Consider the following 21,963-nt stretch of genomic DNA (forward strand, 5'->3'; position numbering starts at 1 on the left):
CGAAGGCGCGCCGACAAACAAAAAGGGCCATGCGAGGCAAATCGCACGGCCTTTTTGTTATGCCAATTTATCTCGAGCGCAGCAGCTGGGCGGAAAACACCCCGCAGCTTTACCCAAATCAGCCGTCGTCACCGTCGCTGTCACCGGCTTCCGGGCCGCCATTCTGCAGGAAACGGTCGGCGATCAGGCCGGCATTCTGGCGCAGCGCCAGTTCGATCTCATTGGCCGTTTCTGGATTGTCCCGCAGGAACATCTTGGCGTTTTCACGCCCCTGCCCCAGACGCTGGCTGTTATAGGAGAACCATGCACCGGACTTTTCGACGATGCCAGCCTTCACGCCGAGATCGACAAGCTCGCCGGTCTTGGAAACGCCTTCGCCATACATGATGTCGAATTCCACCTGCTTGAAGGGCGGCGCCATCTTGTTCTTGACGACCTTCACACGCGTCTGGTTGCCGACAACCTCTTCGCGCTCCTTGACGGAGCCGATGCGGCGAATGTCGAGACGAACGGACGCATAGAACTTCAGAGCGTTACCGCCCGTCGTCGTTTCCGGCGAACCGAACATGACACCGATCTTCATGCGGATCTGGTTGATGAAGATCACCATGCACTTGGACTTGGAGATCGACGCGGTCAGCTTGCGCAGCGCCTGGCTCATCAAACGCGCCTGAAGACCCGGCAGGCTGTCGCCCATTTCGCCTTCGATTTCCGCCCGCGGCGTCAGCGCCGCAACGGAGTCGACGACCAGCACATCAACCGCGCCGGAACGCACCAGCGTATCGGTAATTTCCAGCGCCTGTTCGCCCGTGTCGGGCTGCGAGATCAAAAGGCCCTGCAAATCCACACCGAGCTTGCGGGCATAGACCGGATCGAGCGCATGTTCGGCGTCCACGAAGGCGCAGATGCCGCCCTTCTTCTGGGCTTCGGCAATGGTCTGCAATGCCAGCGTCGTCTTACCGGAGCTTTCCGGGCCATAAATTTCAATGATGCGCCCCTTCGGCAGACCGCCGATGCCGAGCGCGATATCCAGGCTGAGCGAACCCGTCGAAACGGTCTCCACTTCAACCACGTTTTCATTGGAACCGAGCTTCATGATCGATCCCTTGCCGAACGACCGTTCGATCTGGGAGAGCGCCGCTTCCAGTGCCTTGCTTTTATCCACCGATTTATCCTCTACGAGACGCAAAGAATTTTGTGCCATCCGAACCACCTTTAGGTTATTGAAGCCGCACAGGCAATGTAGCAGTATGGGAACGGTATGTACTCTATTTGTTCTCGTTTCACAAGGCTAAGCCAGCATATTGAAAACAAATAGTGATAAGTCGTTTGTTCTGCTTTCGTTTTTCTGTGCGCGGCCCCTTGCCGTCAACCGGAGGCGAGATCAGGAAGACGTCAGTTTAGGCCGAATCGTCCGGTCTTTCCATCCGCCAAAGAGGGAAACGCAAGCGTGAAGAAAATACTCGTTCTGGGCGGCGCGCACATCGACAGGCGCGGCATGATCGAGACTGAAACGGCGCCCGGCGCCAGCAACCCAGGCTCCTGGATGGAAGAGGCCGGCGGCGGCGGTTTCAATGCCGCGCGCAATCTTTCCCGCCTCGGTTTTCAGGTCCGCATCATCGCCCCGCGCGGCGGCGACGCGACCGGTGAGGCGGTGGCGGAGGCCGCGAGGCAGGCGGGCGTGGAAGACACGCCCTTCACCTTCCTCGACCGCCGCACGCCGAGCTACACCGCCATTCTGGAGCGCGACGGCAATCTGGTCATCGCGCTTGCCGATATGGACCTTTATAAGCTCTTCACCCCGCGCCGCCTCAAGATACGCGCCGTGCGCGAGGCGATCACGGCGAGCGACATCCTGCTCTGCGACGCCAATCTGCCGGAAGATACGCTTACGGCGCTCGGCCTCGTCGCCCGCGCCTGCGAAAAGCCGCTGGCGGCCATCGCCATATCCCCCGCCAAGGCGGTGAAGCTGAAAGCGGCGCTCGGCGATATCGACATTCTCTTCATGAACGAGGCGGAAGCCCGCGCGCTGACCGGCGATACGGCGGCCAATGTCCGCGACTGGCCCGACATCCTGCGCAAGGCCGGGCTTTCCGGCGGCGTCGTCACCCGCGGCGCAGGCGAGGTGGTGGCCTTCAGCAGGACGGAGACGGCGATCCTTCATCCGCCCCTCATCCGCGAGGTGAAGGACGTGACCGGCGCGGGCGACGCCATGGCGTCGGGTTATCTCGCCGCCATCGCCGAGGGAAAGACGATTGCGGAAGCGTTGAGGCAAGGCGCGGCGGCAGCGGCCATCACCGTGCAATCGCCCTTCGCCACCTCCCACGAACTATCAAAAGACAGTGTCGAAGCCATGTTGGGGCTTGTTCCCCATGCTGAAATGCTGGCATGAACCCGCTTTTAAAAACTGGAACAGATGAAATGACCCGCCCTATCTCCCCGCTCCTGCCCATCGTCTATTCTCAGGAAGTCGCCGCCGCCAAGCAGCGCGGTGCGCCGATCGTGGCGCTTGAATCGACCATCATCACCCACGGCATGCCTTACCCCGGCAATATCGAGATGGCGGAAAGCGTCGAACAGATCATCCGCGATCAGGGTGCGGTTCCGGCCACCATCGCGGTCATTCACGGCACCCTGCATATCGGCCTTGAGAAGGACCAGCTCGAGGCGCTGGCCCAGACCACTGACGCCATGAAGGTCTCGCGCGCCGATATCGCCTTTGCTATCGCCGAACGCCGCACCGGCGCCACCACGGTGGCCGCCACCATGATCGCTGCCGCCCGCGCCGGCATCCGCGTTTTCGCCACCGGCGGCATCGGCGGCGTGCACAAGGGCGCGGAAGAGACCTTCGACATCTCCGCCGATCTGACCGAGCTTGCGAAGACCGGCGTGATCGTCGTCTGCGCCGGCGCCAAGGCCATTCTCGATATTCCGAAGACGCTCGAGGTTCTCGAAACCAACGGCGTGCCGGTCGTCACTTTCGGCTCGGAAGAATTCCCGGCTTTCTGGTCGCGCTCCTCCGGCCTGCCGAGCCCGCTCTCGCTCAACAGCCCGGCGGCAATCGCCAATTTCCAGACAACCCGCGAACAGCTGGGTATCGATGGCGGCATGCTGGTGGCCAATCCCGTGCCGGAAGAGGATGAAATTCCGCGCGAGGAGATGGAAATCTACATCAACCGCGCCATCTCCCACGCCGAGCGCGACGACATCACCGGCAAGGAAGTCACCCCCTACCTGCTCGGCGACATCTTCCGCCTGACGGATGGACGCAGCCTGGAAACCAATATCGCGCTGGTGCGCAACAATGCGCAGCTTGCGGCGGAAATCGCGGTGGCGCTGAACTAACCGCCGGGGTTGGGACCATCCTCAAGTTTGCGGGTGACGGCAGGGTTCGAAAACCTCTCCTCCGTCATGCCGGACTATATCCGGCATCCAGCCACGGCGCGTCTGCCCCGTGAAAGAGTCTTTCGTGATCAAGGACTTGATCACGCTGGACCCCGGATCTAGTCCGGGGTGACGGATTGCGGATGATCAAGCTTTGCCAAACGCCTCGGCGCTGGGGACATCGTAAGCAACAAAAAGGCCCGGAGAGCTTGCGCTTCCGGGCCTTTGTTTTTCCTGTCGAACCCGATCAGTTCTGGGCGACCGGCTTCACCAGCGGCGTCACGCGGCGGATGGTGACGCGGCGGTTCTGCTGTTCCGGGCCGAGCGTCTGGACCTTCAGGTAACGCTCACCATAACCTTGCGTCGCGAGGTTTTCCGGCGGAATGCCGTAAACATCGGTCAAGACATTGGCGACGGAAGCGGCGCGCTCGTCGGAAAGAACGAGGTTGCTTTCATCCGAACCGACGGCGTCGGTATGGCCCTCGATCAGGAAGGTTTCACCCGGGTTCTTGTCCAGCGCCTTGTTGATCGCATCCGCCACCTTGCGCAGCGAACGGGCCTGCGTCATCGGGATTTCGGCGCTACCGGTGGCGAAGGTGATAGTATCGAGGTCGATACGGCGCACCTTGTCGCGGATACGGGCCGAATAACGCACTTCATCCAGCGAATAGACACGCTCCACCGGCTCGACCGGCGGCTGTTCCAGGAAGCGATAATAATCGCGGTCCGGATCGCTCGAGGTGTCGATGATGTAGTCCGTCACGGGAATGCGCAGGCGCATCGGCGGCAGGTCGAGGCCCGGATCGCGATAGACGTAGTCGCGGTCGGGATCTTCCATCAGCTCCGGTGCATAGAACAGCACATATTCGCGGCCGCGATCGTCGATGCGCGAGCGCTGGATCACGTCGCCATAACGATTGCGGATCGTCACCACCTGCGTTCCGTCACGGCGCTCCACGGTTTCGCGGACACGGCCGCCGGGCAGACGCTCGTAATAGGGCTCGCCGCCATCGCGGATGAAGCGCTGGTTGTCGTCGCCGCGCACCACGACGCGGTCGCCGAATTGCAGGATGATCGGCGCATCGCGGTCACGGTCACGCGGACGGCCTTCGCGCGGCTGCCATTCGCGCACGCCTTCCGGCCGCTCATATTGCGGGCGACGGTCGACACGCTCGCCCTGCTGCGAGGTGATGGCTTCCATCTTGACGGGCGGCGGCGGGGCCTTGCCTTCGGCGGCGCCGGCGCGCTGCGCCTCGGCGTCGGAGGTCGGAACCTTCACGTCACCGGCCTGCTCGCGTTCGCGACGGCGCTCCTCGCGGGTCTGGCGGTTGCCGGAACGTTCCACTTCCTTGTCACTGTCGAGAACGGCGGCGCCCTTGTCGACCGGCAGAATGACGGTATCGGCGGTCTTGGACGGGTCCTTGGCGATTGCCTTGGCCTTGTCCAGCTCTTCCTTCGTCATCGGCGGCGCTTCCGTCTGCGGAACAGCAACCTGATTGGGAACGGGTTCACCGGCCGGCGCCTGTCCGGTTGTCGTGCCGCTCGGCGGCGGCGTCGGCGCGCCTGGCAGCGGGGCTGCGGGTTCGGTCCTGCCCTGACCCTCTACCGGCGGCTGTTCCGAAGGCTGACGGCCCGGTGCGGGGTTGGGCTGGGCTTCAGGTGCCGGCGGACGCGCGGGCGTCGGCGCTTCGGTCGGAACCGGTGCTTCCTTCGCGGCAGGCTCGGGGGCGGCCGGTTTTTTCTCCGGAACGGCTTTTTCGGCCGGCTCGGCTTTCTGTTCCGGGGCCTTTTCCTCTACCGGCGGCTTTTTGGCGGGTGCCGGTTCGCGGGGCTTGGCCGGCTCGCCGGCATTTTCAGGGCGTGCTGCGGGCTGCTGTTCGGCAGCCGGTTCCTTCGCGCGCTCCTTGCGGGGACGCTCGGGACGCTGCTCGCCCTCACCTGCGGGCTGCTCGGCCCGTTCCGGCTTGCGCGGACGTTCCTTCGGCTGCTCTTCGGCAGGTGCGGCTTCGGGTGCGGCCTCGCGCTGCGGCTCCTGCGCGCGTTCGGGCTTGCGGGGACGCTCCTGCGGCTGCTCGGCCGGCGCGGGCTCCGGGCGGGCCTCACGCTGCTGCGGTTCCCGCTGGGGTTCGGGCTGCGGCTCCCGTTGGGGCTCAGGGCGCGGTTCGGCAGGCGCGGCTTCGCGCTTGGGCTCCGGTTCGCGCTGCGGCTCCGGCGCACGCTCCTTTCGTTGCGGCTCGGCCTGCGGCTGCTCCTCTTCGGCCTGCTTGCGACGCTTGCGCAGTTCCTCTTCCGGGTTCGGTTCTTCCGGCTGCGCCTGTGCCAGAATCACCTGACCGGTCGCAGCATCGCCGGGAAGCGCCTGCGACACGGGCGTCTGCGCCCGCGCAGCACCGGCAAAACCGGCCGCGGCCGGCTCCACCGCAATCGCCAGCGACATGAGGGGGAAAACCACCCCCGTCAGCAATGTGTTCTTCTTCAGCATCGGTGTTTCCTCATCTGCCATTATTGGTCGCCAGTCTTGCGACATCTTGATTCCGGCTGCGCGTGCAGGCGCTGGTCAACGCCTCGCACACACTTCGGTTCCCATGATGGACAAAGCCTTCTGTACCGGAAATGAACAGATCAAGGCGTTTTCGTGGAAGCTCTGCGGCACAATCGCGGTCACTAATATTGCAGTTGCATTTTTTGACCAACCGGATGAATAATCGCATCCGCGCTACAGGCGGTATCATCCGCTGCGCCCTGCGCCCATGGCGTCCGCACTGAAAACAACAACAGACCGCGGATGAACGACCAAAAGAGAGGATCGAAATGCCTATTTCCACCCGTCTGCTCGCAGCCGTATCGATTGCCGCCATCTCGCTGTTTTCAGGTGCTGCCCTCGCGCAGGACAAGATCGTCATCGGCACCGAAGGCGCCTATCCGCCCTTCAACAATCTCGAAGCCGACGGCACGCTGACCGGCTTCGACATCGACATCGCCAAGGCGCTGTGCGAACAAATGAAGGCCGAATGCACCTTCGTCACCAATGACTGGGACGGCATCATCCCCGCCCTTCAGGCCAAGAAGTTCGACGCAATCATCGCGTCCATGTCGATCACGCCGGAGCGTCTGGAGAAGGTCGACTTCTCCAAGAAATATTACAACACCCCGCCGGCCATCGCCGTGCCGAAGGATTCGCCGATCAAGTCCGTCGACGATCTGAAGGGCAAGTCGCTCGGCGCGCAGGGTTCCACCACCCACTCCAATTATGCCGAAAAGCATTTCCCCGATGCCGACGTGAAGATGTATCCGACCGCCGACGAATATAAGCTCGACATCGCCAATGGCCGTATCGACGCCGTCATCGACGATATCGTCGTGCTGTCGGAATGGCTGAAGACGGATGCGGGCGCCTGCTGCAAGATCCTGACGCCGCTCAAGGTCGATCCCGAGATCAACGGCAATGGCGCAGGCATTGCTGTGCGCAAGGGCGACACGGCGCTGGCTGACAAGTTTACGGCCGCCATCGCCGGTATCCGCGCCAGCGGCAAGTATCAGGAGATCAACAAAAAATACTTCGATTTCGACGTTTACGGCGAGTAAGCCCGTCCGATCTGTTGAAATCTCGTGGCGGAAGGCTTGCCCTTCCGCCATTTTTGTTTGAAAACGTCACGATAACAATCACGGCGGCTTAAGACCGCAGGGGAAAATTGGCATGAGCGGAGCATTTTCCGCCATAGGTGCGTTCTGGACCTATGTCTCGACACTTCTCGATCCCTTTTGCGGGCCGGTCGGTCTCTTCTCGCTTTTCGGAAACGGCACCCTGGTCGCCTGCGGCGATGCGGGCTGGGGCGATGAAATCGCCTTCGGCGTCAAGGTCACCATCTCGCTGGCGCTCGCCACCCTGCCCGTCGGGCTGCTGATCGGTTTCCTCATCGCGCTCGCCGCGCAATCGGAAGAAAAATCGCTGCGGCTGGCCACCGGTATCTACACCACCATCTTCCGCGGCCTGCCGGAACTGCTGACGCTCTTCATCGTCTATTACGGCATCCAGATGCTGCTGCAATCGGTGGCGGGTTATGTCGGCATCACCGGTCCGGTCGAGATCAACGCCTTCGTGGCGGGCATGGTGGCGCTGTCCGTGGTGTTTTCGTCCTATGCGTCCGAAGTGCTGCTCTCCGCCTTCAAGGCCATACCGAAAGGGCAATATGAGGCGGGTGCGGCACTGGGGCTTTCGCGGGGCCGCACCATGGTGCTCATCATCATTCCGCAACTGGTCAGGATCGCCCTTCCCGGCATGACCAATCTCTGGGTCATCCTGCTGAAAGACACGTCCTACGTCTCGATCATCGGCCTTGCCGATATCGTTCGCCAGACCGGCATCGCCGCCCGCGTCAGCAAGGAAGCCTTCTTCTTCTACAGCATCGCCTGCCTGCTCTACCTCATCCTCGCGCTGCTTTCGTCCATCGGCATCGGCTTCATCGATCGCTGGTCGCGCAAGTCGGAGGTGAGCCGATGAGCCATATTCAGGAACTCATTCCACCCCGCCCCGCCCCGGCCGTCGCGGAAAAGCCGCTCAATATTTCGCGCATCGTCGGCATCGCCGTCATCACGCTCTGGCTGCTGCTCGCCGCAGGGCTGATCTTCGCCATGATCGAGGGCTGGGACTGGGACAAATTCCAGCGTTACGGGCCGCGCTATATCGACGGTCTCATCACCACCATCACCCTCGTCGGCAGTTCGATCATTCTCGGCGCCATTCTTTCCGTGCCGATCGCCTTCGGCCGCATGTCGGAAAACCGCATCATTGGCGCGCTGGCCTATGCCTATGTTTACGTCTTTCGCAGCACGCCGCTTTTGGCGCAGCTTTTCCTGATCTATTATGGCCTCGGCAGTTTCCGCCAGGGACTGGAAACTGTCGGCCTGTGGTGGTTCTTCCGCGAGGCCTGGTATTGCGGCCTGTTGTCGCTCACCCTCAACACCGCCGCCTATCAGGCCGAAATCCTGCGCGGCGCGATCCGCAGCGTGCCGCGTGGCCAGCATGAGGGCGCCGCCTCGCTCGGCCTGTCGAAACTCGTCACTTTCCGCAAGATCATCCTGCCGCAGGCGCTGATCGTGGCGCTGCGTCCCTATGGCAACGAAATCATCCTGATGATCAAGGGCTCAGCGGTGGTCTCCATCGTCACCGTCTTCGACCTGATGGGCCAGACCCGTTACGCCTTTTCCCGTACCTTCGATTATCAGGCCTATCTCTGGGCCGCGATCTTCTACCTGACGATCGTCGAGACGCTGCGGCATGTCTGGGCATGGCTGGAAGCCCGCCTGACGCGGCATCTCAAGCGCTAGTCGCAACGTTGGCAGCACTCATCAATGAAGACTGCCAACATTTTGAAAAATATAAATATTTTGTGACAACCCATGTCTTTGGCAAGCTTGGATTAACCATGACGTGTTCCCATATTCGATACAGCGGTAACGCTGTGATCGGCAATCATGGAAACGGGAACCGCCGTCATGAACAAGGACATGGAAATGATGCTGAGAGGCTACGGCCTCACCACCGCCCAGATATTTTATCGCCTGCCGGATCATCCGCTGGTTCTCCAGACCTATGTCTGGCAGGACTATGATCTTGCCCCGGACTTCCCTGAGATGCATGGCTTCCTCAAATTCTGGAAGGAAAAGCTCGACGGACCGCTGCATTCCGTCCGCTACGTGCACCGGCAGGTAATCTCGGCGCAGGAATGGCGCGCGCTCAAGGGGGAGTTCATCATCCACTGAGCCATCGCGCCACATAAGCATTGCGCCCGTCCCCGATGCGGCTTACAGCAAACCTCAACTGAAGATGCTGACGGATAAGGCACGATGACCAAGAACCAGAAAATCGACGAAGAGGCGCTTGCCGAGGCCTATAACCGCGCGCTCGCGCTTGAAAAAGCCGGCGATGTGGACGCGGCGGTGAAGGCCTATGAAGAGGTTCTGGCCATCGATCCGGACGATCACGGCGGAGCGGCCGTTCGCATCGCCGCCATGGGCCGGGGCGAAACCCCGCCGAAGGCGCCCGACGCCTATGTCGAAACCCTGTTCGACCAGCATGCCGAAGCTTTCGAGGATATTCTTGTCGAACAGCTCGGTTACGCCGTGCCGATGATGGTGCGCCAGCGGCTGCAGACGCTGAACCTCGGCCCCTTCAAGCGCCTGCTCGATCTCGGCTGCGGCACCGGCCTCACCGGCGAAGCGCTGCGCGACATGGCCGACGATATCACCGGCATCGATATTTCCGAAAACATGGTCGAAATCGCCCATGAGAAGGACCTCTACGAGACGCTCTACGTCGCCGAAGCCGAGGATTTTCTCGAGGATAACGACGACGAGCCTTTCGACATCATCACCGCCACCGATGTGCTGCCCTATCTCGGCGCGCTGGAGCCGCTGTTTTTCGGCGCCGCCGAAAACCTCAATGCCGGCGGCTTGCTGATCTTCTCGTCGGAAACACTGCCCGAAGAAACCCTGGCCGGACGCCCCTATATGGTCGGCCCGCACCAGCGTTTCGCCCATGCGGAAACCTATGTCCGCGAAAGACTGGCCGCGACCGGTTTCGAGGTTCTCGAGGTGACCGACATCAACGTGCGCATGCAGGACGGCAATCCGACACCCGGCCATCTGGTGATCGCCAAGCTAAAGGGCTGATGCCCTAACATTGCGGCAGATTTCTTCTCCCCGCCGGGGAGAAGAAACAAGCGGGACATGCTCGCCCTACGTCTAAGGAACATTGCTGAATCAACCTCTCAACAACACCCGCCAGCGGGTTGAAGAGACTCACCTTTTCCGACCCGCTCAGCTCGCCTTCGGTCGCCAGACGATATCCGCCACGTTGAGTTTCTTCGGCACGATCTTCAGATCGTAGAACTCATCCGCAAGCGCCTGCTGATAGGCGATGGCCTCATCCGGAACCAGTGAAACCCGCCCGAGATCGGCGCCCGGCCGCGTCAGCGAAACCCTGGTGACATCCTCGGGAACGCCGGTGATCGACGCCAGCGACTTTGCCGTTGCATCGATATTGGTCTGCGCTTTCGCACCCACATTCGCCAGCTCCTTGAGGATCAACGGCACGAGATCGGGATTGGCCTCCACGAAATCGCCATTGGCGAGGAAATAACTCCACGGATCGACGATGCCTTCGGCGGTCGAAAGAACTCGTGTCGTAGGCTCTTTTTCCGCCACGGCAAAATAAGGATCCCAGATCGACCAGGCATCGATGCTGCCGCTGCGGAAGGCGGCGGCCGCATCCGGCGGGGCAAGATCGACCGGCGTAATGTCGTTCAACGTCAACCCTGCCTTTCGCAACGCCTTGACGGTGACATTATGCGCGCTGGAGCCCCGCTTGAAGGCGACCTTCCTGCCTTTCAGGTCTTCCAGCGTCTTCAGCGGCGAATCCTTCTGCACAAGGATGGCCGATCCACCGGCCGCCGCTTTGTAAGTGCCCACATAACGCAGATTGCCGCCCGCGGCCTGCGCGAAAAGCGGCGGCACATCGCCGGTTGGGCCGATATCCAGCGCGCCGGCACCCAGCGCTTCGAGAAGCGGCGGCCCGGAGGAGAATTCCGACCATTTGACCTCGATGCCGCGATCCTTCAGCAACGCCTCGAGCGCGCCCTGGCTTTTCGCGAGCGCTATCACGCCATTCTTCTGCCAGCCAATCCGCAACGTCGTGGTTGCGGCACTCGCCCGCCGGATATGCGGCAGAAACACCGCCCCGGTCGCACCTGCAATCAGTCCCAATGTTCCGCGTCGTGTAAGCATATGGATATCCCTCGCTATTCCATCCTTCGACAGTAAAAGCGTAGATATTCGAGCGATTTTATCAAAATCGCAGTTTGCGCGCAGACAGCTCCGGGAGAATTGAATGTGCGAATTTGCCACGATGGGCGGAATAGAATTGTCGTGCCCCGGCGGGGGCTACCGGGATGGACCTTCCGGCTGGATCAGCCTTGGCGGGTCAGCTCGACGGGAAAAACGACCCGCAAATGAAAATGCCCTCCCCGACAACCGGAAAGGGCATTGGTCGAAAAACTGACCGGCGGCGGATTACTCCTCGCCGGATTTCGGATTGTCCAGCAGCATGTAATCGAGCGGCAGCTCGGTCGTATATTTGATCTGCTCCATCGCGAAGGCGGAGGACACGTCGCGAATTTCGATCTTGGCGATCATGCGCTTGTAGAAGGCGTCATAGGCCGCGATATCGGGCACGACGACGCGCAGCAGGTAATCGACGTCACCGCTCATACGGTAAAATTCGACGACTTCCGGAAACTCGGAAACCACTTCGGAGAAACGCTTCAGCCATTCGATGGAATGGGAGGCGGTGCGGATGGAGACGAAAACCGTGACCTTGGTGTTGACCTTGACCGGATCGAGCAGCGCCACGCGCCGGCGAATAACGCCGTCTTCCTCCATCTTCTGGATACGCCGCCAACAGGGCGTCGTGGAAAGGCCGACCTTTTTCGCCAGATCGGCAACGGCCAGCGTGGAATCCTCTTGCAGAATGCGCAAAATCTTACGGTCTAGGCGATCCAATGCGTCTATCCTCCTGAATTAATTTCCTTTCAATACACTAATTTTTGCAGAAAAACAGAAAATTGTTTCAATAAAGCCGCATTTCCACATGTTGTCGCAGAACCGGCAGCAGTTCCTCGGTGAACCATGGGTTCTTTTTCAGCCAGCCGGTATTGCGCCAGCTAGGATGCGGCAGAGGAAAAATGCCGGGGCCGGAATTGGCATGGAGAAAGCCGCGCCAGTCCTGCACCGTTGCCGTCATGGTCTTGCGCCGCCTTTCACCCAGATGAAAAGCCTGTGCATATTGGCCGATGGCGAGGATCAGCTCCACCTGCGGCATCGCCATTATTACCCGCTCACGCCATTGCGGTGCGCATTCGCGCCGGGGCGGCAGGTCGCTGCCCTTATCGTCATAACCGGGGAAACAGAAGCCCATGGGCACGATGGCGAAACGATCCGGATCGTAGAATGTCTGCCGGTCGACGTTCAGCCATTCCCGCAGCCTGTCGCCCGAGGCATCGTTGAACGGCAGCCCTGTTTCATGCACGCGAAGCCCCGGCGCCTGCCCGGCAATCAGGATGCGCGCCTTGGTCGACATGACGACCACCGGCCGGGGTTCGTGCGGCAGGCGATCGGCCATTCCCCTGAGCGGCTTGTCGCGACAGAGACGACAGCGGGCGATTTCGCCGCGCAATACGTCAAGCCCGTCATCACGCACCGGCACTGGTTCAACCATGATCCCACCCCAGAAGATGACGGACAATGGTGAGGAAACCCGCCGCCGGCGTTTCCAGATCCGCGGCACGGTGTTCCCGCCGCCATTGCGACGGTTTCTCGAATTCTCCCACCCAGATGCCGCGTGCCTGCCTGCGCGCCGCCGCCTGCTCGCTGGAGAACTGGAAATAACCGGATGCGACGGCAAAACCCGCCGACACCATTTCCGACGAGATATCCCTGCCGCCGGCGGAACAATAAACAAGCAGCCGCCCGTAACGGTCTCTCGAACTGCCGGAACAGGAAAAATCCTCAGCACCGGCCAGCCTTTGCAGGACACGGCGCGCTTCTTCGCCGCACGGCCAGCTTTCGCTGCCGCGCAGGCATGTCTGCGCAAGCTCCGGCGCGTCGATGCCAAGCAGCCGGAAACGTTCCTCACCCTTCGACAGCGTATCGCCATCGATCACGAAGAAGCGGCCGCTATGCGTTTCGCTGTTGATCTGGTCGAGCTTGGCCGCGATCAGAATGCCGAGAAAAACCGTGGCGAGAAAAAGCCCGCCATCGCGAAACGCCGAAAACCGCCTGCCCCTGCCTCCATTTCGTCTCATGTAACAACAAACCCTTGTCAGAAATGGCAAACAAATCCTTTCACGGCAGCATCTTCTTAAGATTTTGCGCGTAGTCTGCAAGGGTTCATGTCACCCTGCGTTGTAACAATGAGTAAAAGCGTCAGCACGTCCACCGACAAGATCATCGTCGACCGGTCGAAAAAGCACCGCAACAAGGCGGTCTTCGACACGGTGAAGACGACGCGTGAACGCCTGCAGCAGGGGGCCGGCGCAAGCGACGCCTATGAACGCGAAATGCTGACCATGCACATCGCCGAAACCCTGCAGGGCGCGATGATCATGCCGCTTTTCATCCTGCTCGCCTCCATCATCGGCCTTTATATCACCCGCGACATCAGCCTGATCATCTGGTCGCTGATTGCACTGAGCTTCCACGCCTTTTCTCTGCTCTTGGCCAAGCGGGCGGCAAAACAGGAAATCACCGCCGACAATCTTCAGCACTGGAAAAGTCTTTTCCTCGGCATGCAGATCCTCATCGGCTGCGCCTGGGCGATGTTTGCGCTGGCCGAACCGGTGCGCAACGACCCGACGCTCGTGCTTTTCTTCAAGGGCTCGACGCTGCTGATCGCGCTTTCGCTCACCGCCATGGCCAATTTCATGCTGCGGCGGGCGACCTTCATGACCTTTTTGCCGGTGCTCGCGGCTCTCAGCATAACCTCGGCCATTTCACGCAATCCCTTCGATGTCGGCTTGGCGCTGATGTTCGGCATGGCGATCCTCTTCTGTCATCGCATTACCAGCCGGCTTTACCAGACCAGCATCAAGCTCCTCTCCTCGCAAACGGAAAAGGACGACCTGATCGCAGAACTCGAAGTCGCAAACTCGGTTTCGGACGAGGCGCGGCGGCGCGCGGAAGAAGCCAATCTGGCCAAATCGCGCTTTCTCGCCTCCATGTCGCACGAGCTCAGAACGCCGCTCAACGCCATTCTCGGTTTCTCCGAGGTCATGTCCTCGGAAGTGCTCGGCCCGCTCAACAATCCGCTCTACAAGGAATATTCCGGCGATATCCATCGCTCCGGCCAGCATCTGCTCGACCTCATCAACGAAATCCTCGACCTGTCGCGCATCGAGGCAGGCCGCTATGACCTCAACGAAGAAGCGATCTCGATGCTGGAAATCGCCGAGGATTGCATCGGCATGATCCAGCTTCGCGCCCGCGCCAAGAACATCAAAATTTCCCAGCAGTTCGAAAACAGCCTGCCGCAGGTCTGGGCCGATGAGAAATCCATCCGTCAGGTCATCCTCAACCTGCTGTCCAACGCCGTGAAATTCACGCCGCAGGGCGGTGAAATCCTCGTGAAAGCCGGCTGGACGGCGGGCGGCGGCCAATATGTCTCGATCAGGGATAACGGCCCCGGCATTCCCGAAGATGAAATTCCCGTGGTGCTGTCCGCCTTCGGTCAGGGATCGATCGCGATCAAGAGCGCCGAACAGGGAACCGGCCTTGGCCTGCCCATCGTTCAGGCCATTCTCGCCAAGCATGACGGCCAGTTCATCCTGAAATCGAAACTGCGCGAGGGCACCGAAGGCATCGCCATCCTGCCGGCCAAACGCGTGCTGCAAAGCCTGCCGGCCGTGGAAGAAACCCACGCCATCCAGCCGCGCCGGCGGTCCTTCGCTTGAGGCATTTCCAGGAAAAGTGGCCCCCGGGTTTTCCGTCCTGAAATGCCTTGAGGCTTAGAACTTCAGAAGAACAGCGTCGTTACCAGCGAATACAGCACGAAAAATCCGTTCGCCATCAACAGGCAGAAGACGGCGAAAGAGCCGAGGTCCTTGGCGTGCCGCCCGACCGAGGAGATTTCCGGCGAAATGCGATCCACCAACTCTTCGATGGCGGTATTCACCGCTTCCACCGAAAACAGAAGCAGCATCAGCACCGTAAAGACGAGAAGATGGGCAAAGGGTGCGCCGACGACCAGAAGCAGGGCAAGCCCGACGCCGAAGGCGAGAACCTCATGCCGGAACGCCGCTTCCTGCCACAGCCGGCCAAGCCCCTGCACGGAATACCGCGCGGCGGCAAAAAGATGCCGCCAGCCTTTTTCCTTGCGAAAGGCAGGTTCCGGTTGCTTCTTTTGCGGCGTCACGTCCATCTTCGGCCTCAATGGTCGGTGCGGGAGCTGATGCGGGTGTCCACACCCGCCGCTTCGAATGTCGCCATGCCGGAATGGCAGGCGGCGGCGGCCTTGACGATGCCGGCGGCAAGCGCTGCCCCCGTGCCTTCGCCGAGCCGCATGCCAAGCGCCAGAAGCGGCGTCTTGCCGAGCTTTTCGATGGCGGCCAGATGCCCGGGCTCACCCGAGACATGGCCGATCAGGCAATGGTCGAGCGCCGAAGGATTGGCAGCCTTAAGGAGAGCGGCAGCGGCCGTCGCCACATAACCGTCGATCAGCACGGGAATGCGCTGCACGCGCGCAGCAAGGATGGCGCCGGCAATCGCTGCGATCTCGCGTCCGCCGAGACGGCGCATGATCTCCAGCGGATCGGACAGATGATCCTTGTGGAACTCCACCGCTGCCTTCACCGCCGCGATCTTGCGGGCCATGACTTCGCCTTCCGAGCCGGTGCCCGGACCGGTCCATTCTTCCGCCGTGCCGCCATAAAGCGCGAGATTGATCGCCGCCGCAATGGTGGTGTTGCCGATGCCCATTTCGCCGACACAGAGAAGATCGGTGCCACCGGCAATCGCTTCCATGCCGAAGGCCATGGTGGCGGCGCAGTCGCGCTCGGAAAGCGCCGGCTCGCAGGTTATGTCGCCGGTCGGGTAATCGAGCGCCAGATCGAAAATCTTCAGGCCAAGATCGTTTGCAACGCAGATCTGGTTGATCGCCGCACCGCCTGCCGCGAAATTTTCCACCATCTGCTGGGTCACGGATGTCGGATAGGGCGTAACGCCGTGCCGGGTAACGCCATGATTGCCGGCGAAGATCGCCACCAGCGGGCGGGTGACGGCCGGAGAACGGCCGGACCAGGCAGCCAGCCACATGGCGATTTCTTCGAGACGTCCGAGCGAACCGGCAGGCTTGGTCAGCTGCACATTGCGCTCCTTGGCCGCCACAAGCGCGTGCGTCTCCGGGCCGGGAAGCTCGCGCAGCAGCGCGCGGAAATCGTCGAAGGGCAATCCGCTCATGCTCATGATATCTGTCTTTCTCGTCGTCGGGTTGGCTGTCGCACCGGCTCATGCGTCCGGAACTTGTTTTTTCCGGCAAATCGGTCTTTGTTGCGCCTCTCATAATCGCGGACGCGCCGCGGAACAACCGGAAATGCAGCGACTGCAACGGAGAGAGCATGAAGGCCGGGGATTTTATAACAGATGTCATGCATTCCCTCGCCTTTCTGAGCCGCCTGCCCGTTCCCTCGCGGTTTTTCGATGATGCCGAGGGCGTGTCGATGCGCCGCACCGCCCGCGCCTTTCCCGCCGCCGGCCTGCTGATCGCCCTGCCCGCCGCTTTCCTTGTTGTGGTTTTCGCAGCCTTCGACGCCTCTCCGCAGCTCACAGGCTGGCTCGTCATCGGCATGACGGCGCTCATCACGGGCGCGCTGCACGAAGACGGCCTCGCCGACATGGCCGACGGTTTCGGCAGCGGCAAGGAGAAGGCCCGCATGCTCGAGATCATGAAGGACAGCCGCATCGGCAGCTATGGCACGATTGCCATGATCCTTTCCTTTGCGCTTCGCGCCACCGCGCTCGCCTCGCTCATTGAGACGCTGCCGGCAAAGACCGCCGCCGCCGCCCTGATCGCCGCGCTTGTCCTCAGCCGCGCCCTGATGGTGTGGCACTGGCAGTCCCTGCCTGCCGCCAAAACCTCCGGCATCGCCGCCGGCGCCGGTCAGCCGGGCACAAGCGAGCGCAACATCGCGCTGGTGATCGGGTTGCTGCTTTTCACACTCTTCACGCTGCACGCCCTGCCGCTCCTGTCGATTGCCCTCGTGCTGGCGGCAGCCTTTCTGGCAGCGGTGCTTTTCGGCAGGCTCTGCGACAGGACGATCGGCGGCCATACCGGCGACACGATCGGCGCCTGCCAGCAGATCACGGAGATCGTTACCCTCATCGCCCTTGCCCTTGCGGCGTGACGGCCTGATATAAATCATCATGGAAACACCCTGCATCCATATCTGCCGCCTCGATGAAACCATGAGCCTCTGCATCGGCTGTGGGCGGACGCTGGATGAAATCGGCGGCTGGGCAGGCTATAGCGACGAGAAGCGCCGCGAAATCATGCGGTCGCTGCCGCAAAGACTGGCAAACCTGCCCGAGACCGCCAAGGAGACGCATACCGCATGAACAGGCTGACCATCGTTCTCCTCCTGCTGGCCGTCGGCCTTGGCCTGCTTCTCATCAATCACGACGGCGGCCGAACGCTCGGCATCGACAATGATCAATTCGCCCACGTGCTTTATCTTCTGCCCATTGCCGGTCTATTATCGGCCGGCATTCTGGCGGGAAGACGCGGCAGTTTCAGCACCGTCATCCGCCAGCTCGCCGTCTGGCTCGTCATCATTCTCGGCCTCGTCTCGCTCTATCTCTATCGCTACGACCTGCGATCCTTCGGCAACCGGTTGCTCGGCGGCCTGATGCCCGGCCGCGCCGTGGTGGTGGCGACAGCTGGCGGCGAACAGGAAATCGTCCTGCATAAATCGATGAGCGGCCATTTCGAGGCAAATGTCGGCGTCGAAGGCAAGACGATCCACATGCTCGTCGATACCGGTGCAAGTTCCGTGGTGCTCGCCAATGCGGATGCGGCCGCAATCGGCATCGACACCGCAAATCTCCGCTATACCGTGCCGGTGATGACCGCGAATGGCCGCACGGCGGCAGCCCCCGTCACCCTGTCAGAAATCAGTATTGGCCCGATCATGCGACGCAATATCCCCGCCCTCGTCGCGCAGGATGGCCAATTGGGCCAGAGCCTGCTCGGCATGAGCTTCCTGTCGACGCTCGGTTCGCTGCAGATGCAGACCGATGAATTGCGGTTACGTGACCGGTAAACCTCAGCCTGTTGCGATTCACTTTCCGGGTTCTTACGAGCTGTCGGCCCCGGAAAGGAAATACCCCGTTGCGACCGCAATCGGGACATTCTTTTCGCGCACAAGCGCAACCGCAGGCCATTGCCCCTTGATTCCTTCCCATTTGATAATTTATGTTGGTTTCGTTCTCAGGGCGGGGTGCAATTCCCCACCGGCGGTATCGGGATTTTTCCCGGAGCCCGCGAGCGCTTCCGGTCTCCAAAGCCGGAAGGTCAGCAGATCCGGTGAGAGGCCGGAGCCGACGGTATAGTCCGGATGGAAGAGGACAAGGCATAGGACGCGCGCGCGTGAGCGGGCTTCGCATTGCATTGTTCGCCCAAGGGATATTTGGCGCTTCTCGAAGCGCGAAAATGCCGCAAAACGGCATAACCCTTGAAAGGCTTGAAAGAAAATGACCATTGCTAAAATTGAAGACGCCATCGAAGCCATTTCCCGTGGTGAGATGGTGATTGTGGTTGACGACGAAGACCGCGAAAATGAAGGCGATATCATCGCCGCCTCCGACAGCATCACCCCACAGCAGATCGCTTTCATGATGAACCATGCACGCGGGCTGATCTGCGTCGCTATGCCGGGCGAGCGTCTCGATGCGCTCGATATTCCACTGATGGTGTCGCGCAATACCGAATCCCTCAAGACGGCCTTCACCGTCTCGGTGGACTATATTCCGGGCACCACCACCGGCATTTCCGCGGCCGACCGCGCAAAGACCGTGCGTGCGCTGGTATCGGAAGAATCGCGCCCGAAAGATTTCGCCCGCCCCGGCCACATCTTCCCGCTGCGCGCCAACCCGCAGGGCGTTCTCGGCCGCACCGGCCACACCGAAGCAGCTGTGGACCTCTGCCGCCTCGCCGGCAAATATCCCTGCGGCACCATCTGCGAAGTCGCCAATGACGACGGCACCATGGCCCGCCTGCCCCAGCTCGAAGTCTTCGCCGAACGTCACGGCCTGCTGGTCGTGACGATCAAGGATCTCGTTGCTTACCTCAAGGGCGAGGTTGTCGAGGACGTGGTGCAGAAGCAGGTTGCGTGAGCTGCTGCTCGTGGTGTGAATACAAAAACGCCCGGCGCAAGCCGGGCATGATGCTTGTGAAGCCGTCTGGTCCTCTTCCGTCATGCCGGACTTGATCCGGCATCCAGCCACGGCGCGTCTGCGCCGTGAGAAGAGTCTTTTGCGATCAAAGACTTGATCGCACTGGACCCCGGATCAAGTCCGGGGTGACGGAGGAAAAAGCCGCGTCAACCTCACCCATAGGTCTGGCGCGCCCTATCATCCACCTCAGCGCTACCGCGTCGAAAACACTACCAGCAGCAGAAACCGCCATCCACCAGCAAGTCCACGCCCGTCACGAAACTCGCCGCATCGGAGAGCAGGAAGATCGCCGGGCCGACCATTTCGTCCACACCCGCCATACGCTGCATCGGCGTCTGCTCTTCGAAAAGCTTGGTCTGATGGACCATTTCCGGCCGCGTATTCATCGGTGTCGCCGTGTAACCCGGCGAGATGGTGTTGACGCGGATGCCGCGCCCCACCCACTCCATCGCCATGGATTTCGACATGTGGATGACGCCTGCCTTCGAGGCATTGTAGTGGCACTGCATCAGCCCGCGATTGACGATGACGCCGGACATGGAGGCGATGTTGACGATTGCGCCGCGCCCGTTCTTCAGCATGGCATTGGCTTCCGCCTGGCAGGAGAGGAAAACGCCCTTCAGGTTGATGTCCATCATCGTCTGGAACTGGCTTTCCTCCATCTCCTCGGCCGGATTGGCATTGGCGATGCCGGCCGCATTGACGGCGAGCGACAGCGCGCCAAGTTCGGCCTCGGTGCGGGCAACCGCATCGGTCAGCGCCTCTTTGCTGGTCACATCAGCGGCAATCTGGATCGACTTGCGCCCGGCCTTGGCGATGAAATCCGCCGTCTGCGCCAGGCCGTCATCGGTGCGGCGATCAAGCAGCGCGACATTGGCGCCGGATTGGGCGAGCCCCATGGCGATCCGCTGGCCGATGCCGGAACCGGCGCCGGTGACGAGCGCCACCTGGCCGGAAAGATCGAACAGTTTCGGCGCGTTGAGGGTGATGGTGGACATCTCTGTTTCCTTCTTCAGATGGTCGCCAGTTCCATGACCGAGACGTCGTTTGCTTCGTCGCGGTTGAGGATGCCGGCCTGTTTTCCCTGCGCAAGCACGAGGATGCGGTTCGAAACGCCCAGCACCTCCTCGAGATCGGAGCTGACGACGATGACGGCCACGCCGTCCTTAGCCAGACCGACGATAATATCGTAAATGCCCGCGCGCGCGCCGACATCGATGCCGCGCGTCGGTTCGTCCAGCACCACCACGCGGGGATTGCGGGCAAGCCATTTGGCAATGACCACCTTCTGCTGGTTGCCGCCGGAAAGATCCGATGCCGGCTGTTCGCTGCGGCCCTTCACGCCAAACTTGGCGATGGCCTCCTTGGTAAAGGCGCGCTTGATACGCGGCGTGATCCAGCCGGTGCCGACGCGGTCGAGATTGGCATAGATCAGGTTTTCGCCGATCTCGTGCTCCACCACCAGCCCCTGCAATTTGCGGTCTTCCGGCACCATGACGATGCCCTTGGCGATGGCGTCCGCCGGGCTTTTCAGCGTCAGCACCTTGCCATCCAGCAGCACCTCACCCGCACTCGTCGGATCAGCGCCGGAAATGGCCCGCACCAGCTCGGTCCGTCCCGCCCCGATCAGACCGGCAATACCGAGAATTTCACCGGCGCGAACGCCGAAGCTGATGTCGCGGAAGGCATTGGTCGCGCCGGTCAGCCCCTTGACCTCCAGCACCACCTTGTCCTGCGGTTCCGGCAACGCCGGGAACAGGCGCTCCAGCGAGCGGCCGACCATGCTTTCGACGATGGTACGCACCGGCGTCGCGCTATCGGCAAATTCATGCACCCGCTCGCCATCGCGCAACACGACGATGCGGTCGGTGATCTGTTTGATCTCTTCCATGCGGTGGGAAATATAGATGATGCCCACGCCCTCGGCGCGCAGCTTGCGCACCTGCTCGAACAGCGCCTGCGTTTCCGCGCCGCCAAGTGCCGCCGTTGGCTCGTCAAGGATCAGAAGTTTGGCGTCCAGCGCCAGCGCCTTGGCGATTTCGATCAGCTGCTGGTTGGCGGTCGAAAGGCCGGCCACCTTGCGGGTCGCGGGAATGTGAAGGTTGAGGCGCGCCAATTGCTGCTGGGCTCTGCGCACCATCTCGGCGCGGTCAACGACGCCGTTCTTCATCGGCCAGCGGCCAATGAACACGTTTTCGGCGATGGAAAGCTCCGGCAGGAGCTTCAATTCCTGATGGATGAGGACGATGCCCTTGTCGATCGCCTCTCGCGGCGAAGACGGTGCATAGGGCTGCCCAAGCCATGTCATCGTGCCTTCGGACGGCTCGCGCGAACCGGCGATGATGCCTGACAGCGTGGATTTGCCCGCGCCGTTTTCACCCAGCAGGGCCACCACTTCGCCGGGATAAACGTCGAGATCGACGTTTTTCAGGACCTCGAGCGGACCGTAACGTTTGCTGATGCCACGGAGCGAAAGAACCGGCTCGCGCATGACGGGACCTCCCAGGACATGATCGCGGCGGAGATCCGCCACAGCCTTGTGTCCAAATTGCATAAAAACAAACCAATGAATGCCCCGCG

General features: G+C 61.4%; 22 protein-coding genes and 1 riboswitch. Of the genes, 12 read left to right on the plus strand and 10 right to left on the minus strand.

Annotation, left to right across the window (positions count from 1 at the left end; all coding sequences use genetic code 11):
* Window positions 1-118 precede the first annotated feature (118 nt).
* Window positions 119-1,204, minus strand: coding sequence for a recombinase RecA (recA, locus tag F3H58_RS00680; RefSeq protein ID WP_065655927.1), 1,086 nt, complete (start codon window positions 1,202-1,204; stop codon window positions 119-121).
* 246 nt (window positions 1,205-1,450) lie between these two features.
* Between recA and F3H58_RS00685 the strand changes: the two genes are divergently transcribed.
* Complete coding sequence (locus tag F3H58_RS00685) at window positions 1,451-2,392, plus strand: carbohydrate kinase family protein (RefSeq protein WP_149740895.1); 942 nt, start codon at window positions 1,451-1,453, stop codon at window positions 2,390-2,392.
* 29 nt (window positions 2,393-2,421) lie between these two features.
* Window positions 2,422-3,345 (plus strand): pseudouridine-5'-phosphate glycosidase, encoded by a 924-nt coding sequence (locus tag F3H58_RS00690; protein WP_065655925.1) that lies wholly within the window; start codon window positions 2,422-2,424, stop codon window positions 3,343-3,345.
* A gap of 286 nt (window positions 3,346-3,631) precedes the next feature.
* On the opposite strand, the gene F3H58_RS00695 is transcribed toward F3H58_RS00690, so the two are convergent.
* Window positions 3,632-5,866, minus strand: coding sequence for an OmpA family protein (locus F3H58_RS00695; protein ID WP_149740896.1), 2,235 nt, complete (start codon window positions 5,864-5,866; stop codon window positions 3,632-3,634).
* A 329-nt stretch (window positions 5,867-6,195) separates the two neighbouring features.
* Between F3H58_RS00695 and F3H58_RS00705 the strand changes: the two genes are divergently transcribed.
* The 5 genes from F3H58_RS00705 (at window position 6,196) to F3H58_RS00725 (ending at window position 10,056) form a co-directional block, all read left to right on the plus strand.
* Window positions 6,196-6,969, plus strand: a complete 774-nt coding sequence (locus tag F3H58_RS00705) for an ABC transporter substrate-binding protein (protein ID WP_149740897.1) — start codon at window positions 6,196-6,198, stop codon at window positions 6,967-6,969.
* Between the two features lie 112 nt (window positions 6,970-7,081).
* Window positions 7,082-7,885, plus strand: coding sequence for an ABC transporter permease (locus tag F3H58_RS00710; protein WP_059760406.1), 804 nt, complete (start codon window positions 7,082-7,084; stop codon window positions 7,883-7,885).
* Window positions 7,882-8,712 (plus strand): ABC transporter permease, encoded by an 831-nt coding sequence (locus tag F3H58_RS00715; protein ID WP_065655921.1) that lies wholly within the window; start codon window positions 7,882-7,884, stop codon window positions 8,710-8,712. The genes F3H58_RS00710 and F3H58_RS00715 overlap by 4 nt, the downstream gene beginning before the upstream one ends.
* Window positions 8,713-8,880: 168 nt before the next feature.
* Entirely contained in the window at window positions 8,881-9,147 is a 267-nt protein-coding gene (locus F3H58_RS00720; protein ID WP_003522173.1) for an usg protein, read from the plus strand.
* A gap of 84 nt (window positions 9,148-9,231) precedes the next feature.
* A complete protein-coding gene (locus F3H58_RS00725) occupies window positions 9,232-10,056 on the plus strand; it encodes a class I SAM-dependent methyltransferase (RefSeq protein ID WP_065655920.1) in 825 nt (274 codons plus the stop codon).
* Window positions 10,057-10,203: 147 nt separating this feature from the next.
* Here the strand turns inward: F3H58_RS00725 and F3H58_RS00730 are convergent, their stop codons facing one another.
* The 4 genes from F3H58_RS00730 to F3H58_RS00745 all read right to left on the minus strand — a co-directional run bounded on the left by F3H58_RS00730 (window position 10,204) and on the right by F3H58_RS00745 (window position 13,244).
* Window positions 10,204-11,169, minus strand: a complete 966-nt coding sequence (locus F3H58_RS00730) for an aliphatic sulfonate ABC transporter substrate-binding protein (RefSeq protein WP_149740898.1) — start codon at window positions 11,167-11,169, stop codon at window positions 10,204-10,206.
* 285 nt (window positions 11,170-11,454) lie between these two features.
* Window positions 11,455-11,943, minus strand: coding sequence for an Lrp/AsnC family transcriptional regulator (locus tag F3H58_RS00735; RefSeq protein WP_003507846.1), 489 nt, complete (start codon window positions 11,941-11,943; stop codon window positions 11,455-11,457).
* 67 nt (window positions 11,944-12,010) lie between these two features.
* Window positions 12,011-12,658 carry a uracil-DNA glycosylase family protein gene (locus F3H58_RS00740; RefSeq protein ID WP_188128726.1) on the minus strand — a complete coding sequence of 216 codons (648 nt, stop codon included), beginning with the start codon at window positions 12,656-12,658 and terminating at the stop codon, window positions 12,011-12,013.
* Window positions 12,651-13,244 carry a thermonuclease family protein gene (locus F3H58_RS00745; RefSeq protein WP_149740899.1) on the minus strand — a complete coding sequence of 198 codons (594 nt, stop codon included), beginning with the start codon at window positions 13,242-13,244 and terminating at the stop codon, window positions 12,651-12,653. The genes F3H58_RS00740 and F3H58_RS00745 overlap by 8 nt, the downstream gene beginning before the upstream one ends.
* Before the next feature lie 108 nt (window positions 13,245-13,352).
* Between F3H58_RS00745 and pdhS2 the strand changes: the two genes are divergently transcribed.
* A complete protein-coding gene (gene pdhS2, locus F3H58_RS00750; RefSeq protein ID WP_149740900.1) occupies window positions 13,353-14,888 on the plus strand; it encodes a two-component system sensor histidine kinase PdhS2 in 1,536 nt (511 codons plus the stop codon).
* Between the two features lie 62 nt (window positions 14,889-14,950).
* Here pdhS2 and F3H58_RS00755 read toward each other — a convergent pair whose 3' ends face one another.
* Both F3H58_RS00755 and cobT read right to left on the minus strand, forming a co-directional pair.
* On the minus strand, window positions 14,951-15,355 hold the full coding sequence (locus F3H58_RS00755; RefSeq protein ID WP_149740901.1) for a diacylglycerol kinase: 405 nt from the start codon (window positions 15,353-15,355) through the stop codon (window positions 14,951-14,953).
* Between the two features lie 8 nt (window positions 15,356-15,363).
* Window positions 15,364-16,398 (minus strand): nicotinate-nucleotide--dimethylbenzimidazole phosphoribosyltransferase, encoded by a 1,035-nt coding sequence (cobT, locus tag F3H58_RS00760; protein WP_149740902.1) that lies wholly within the window; start codon window positions 16,396-16,398, stop codon window positions 15,364-15,366.
* Between the two features lie 152 nt (window positions 16,399-16,550).
* Here cobT and F3H58_RS00765 point away from each other — a divergent pair, with 152 nt between their 5' ends.
* The 4 genes from F3H58_RS00765 (at window position 16,551) to ribB (ending at window position 19,323) form a co-directional block, all read left to right on the plus strand.
* On the plus strand, window positions 16,551-17,336 hold the full coding sequence (locus F3H58_RS00765) for an adenosylcobinamide-GDP ribazoletransferase (protein ID WP_149740903.1): 786 nt from the start codon (window positions 16,551-16,553) through the stop codon (window positions 17,334-17,336).
* Between the two features lie 19 nt (window positions 17,337-17,355).
* Window positions 17,356-17,547, plus strand: a complete 192-nt coding sequence (locus F3H58_RS00770) for a DUF1289 domain-containing protein (RefSeq protein WP_149740904.1) — start codon at window positions 17,356-17,358, stop codon at window positions 17,545-17,547.
* Complete coding sequence (locus F3H58_RS00775; protein WP_149740905.1) at window positions 17,544-18,251, plus strand: TIGR02281 family clan AA aspartic protease; 708 nt, start codon at window positions 17,544-17,546, stop codon at window positions 18,249-18,251. Before F3H58_RS00770 ends, F3H58_RS00775 begins: the two co-directional genes overlap by 4 nt.
* A gap of 159 nt (window positions 18,252-18,410) precedes the next feature.
* A riboswitch (FMN riboswitch) is annotated at window positions 18,411-18,561 on the plus strand.
* Window positions 18,562-18,681: 120 nt separating this feature from the next.
* A complete protein-coding gene (gene ribB, locus F3H58_RS00780) occupies window positions 18,682-19,323 on the plus strand; it encodes a 3,4-dihydroxy-2-butanone-4-phosphate synthase (RefSeq protein ID WP_149740906.1) in 642 nt (213 codons plus the stop codon).
* 269 nt (window positions 19,324-19,592) lie between these two features.
* Here ribB and F3H58_RS00785 read toward each other — a convergent pair whose 3' ends face one another.
* Together F3H58_RS00785 and F3H58_RS00790 are read right to left on the minus strand one after the other, a co-directional pair.
* Window positions 19,593-20,381, minus strand: coding sequence for an SDR family oxidoreductase (locus tag F3H58_RS00785; RefSeq protein WP_035262232.1), 789 nt, complete (start codon window positions 20,379-20,381; stop codon window positions 19,593-19,595).
* Window positions 20,382-20,395: 14 nt separating this feature from the next.
* A complete protein-coding gene (locus tag F3H58_RS00790; protein ID WP_149740907.1) occupies window positions 20,396-21,874 on the minus strand; it encodes a sugar ABC transporter ATP-binding protein in 1,479 nt (492 codons plus the stop codon).
* Window positions 21,875-21,963 lie beyond the last annotated feature (89 nt).

The organism is Rhizobium sp. NFACC06-2 (assembly GCF_900101425.1).
Taxonomy (GTDB): domain Bacteria; phylum Pseudomonadota; class Alphaproteobacteria; order Rhizobiales; family Rhizobiaceae; genus Agrobacterium; species Agrobacterium leguminum.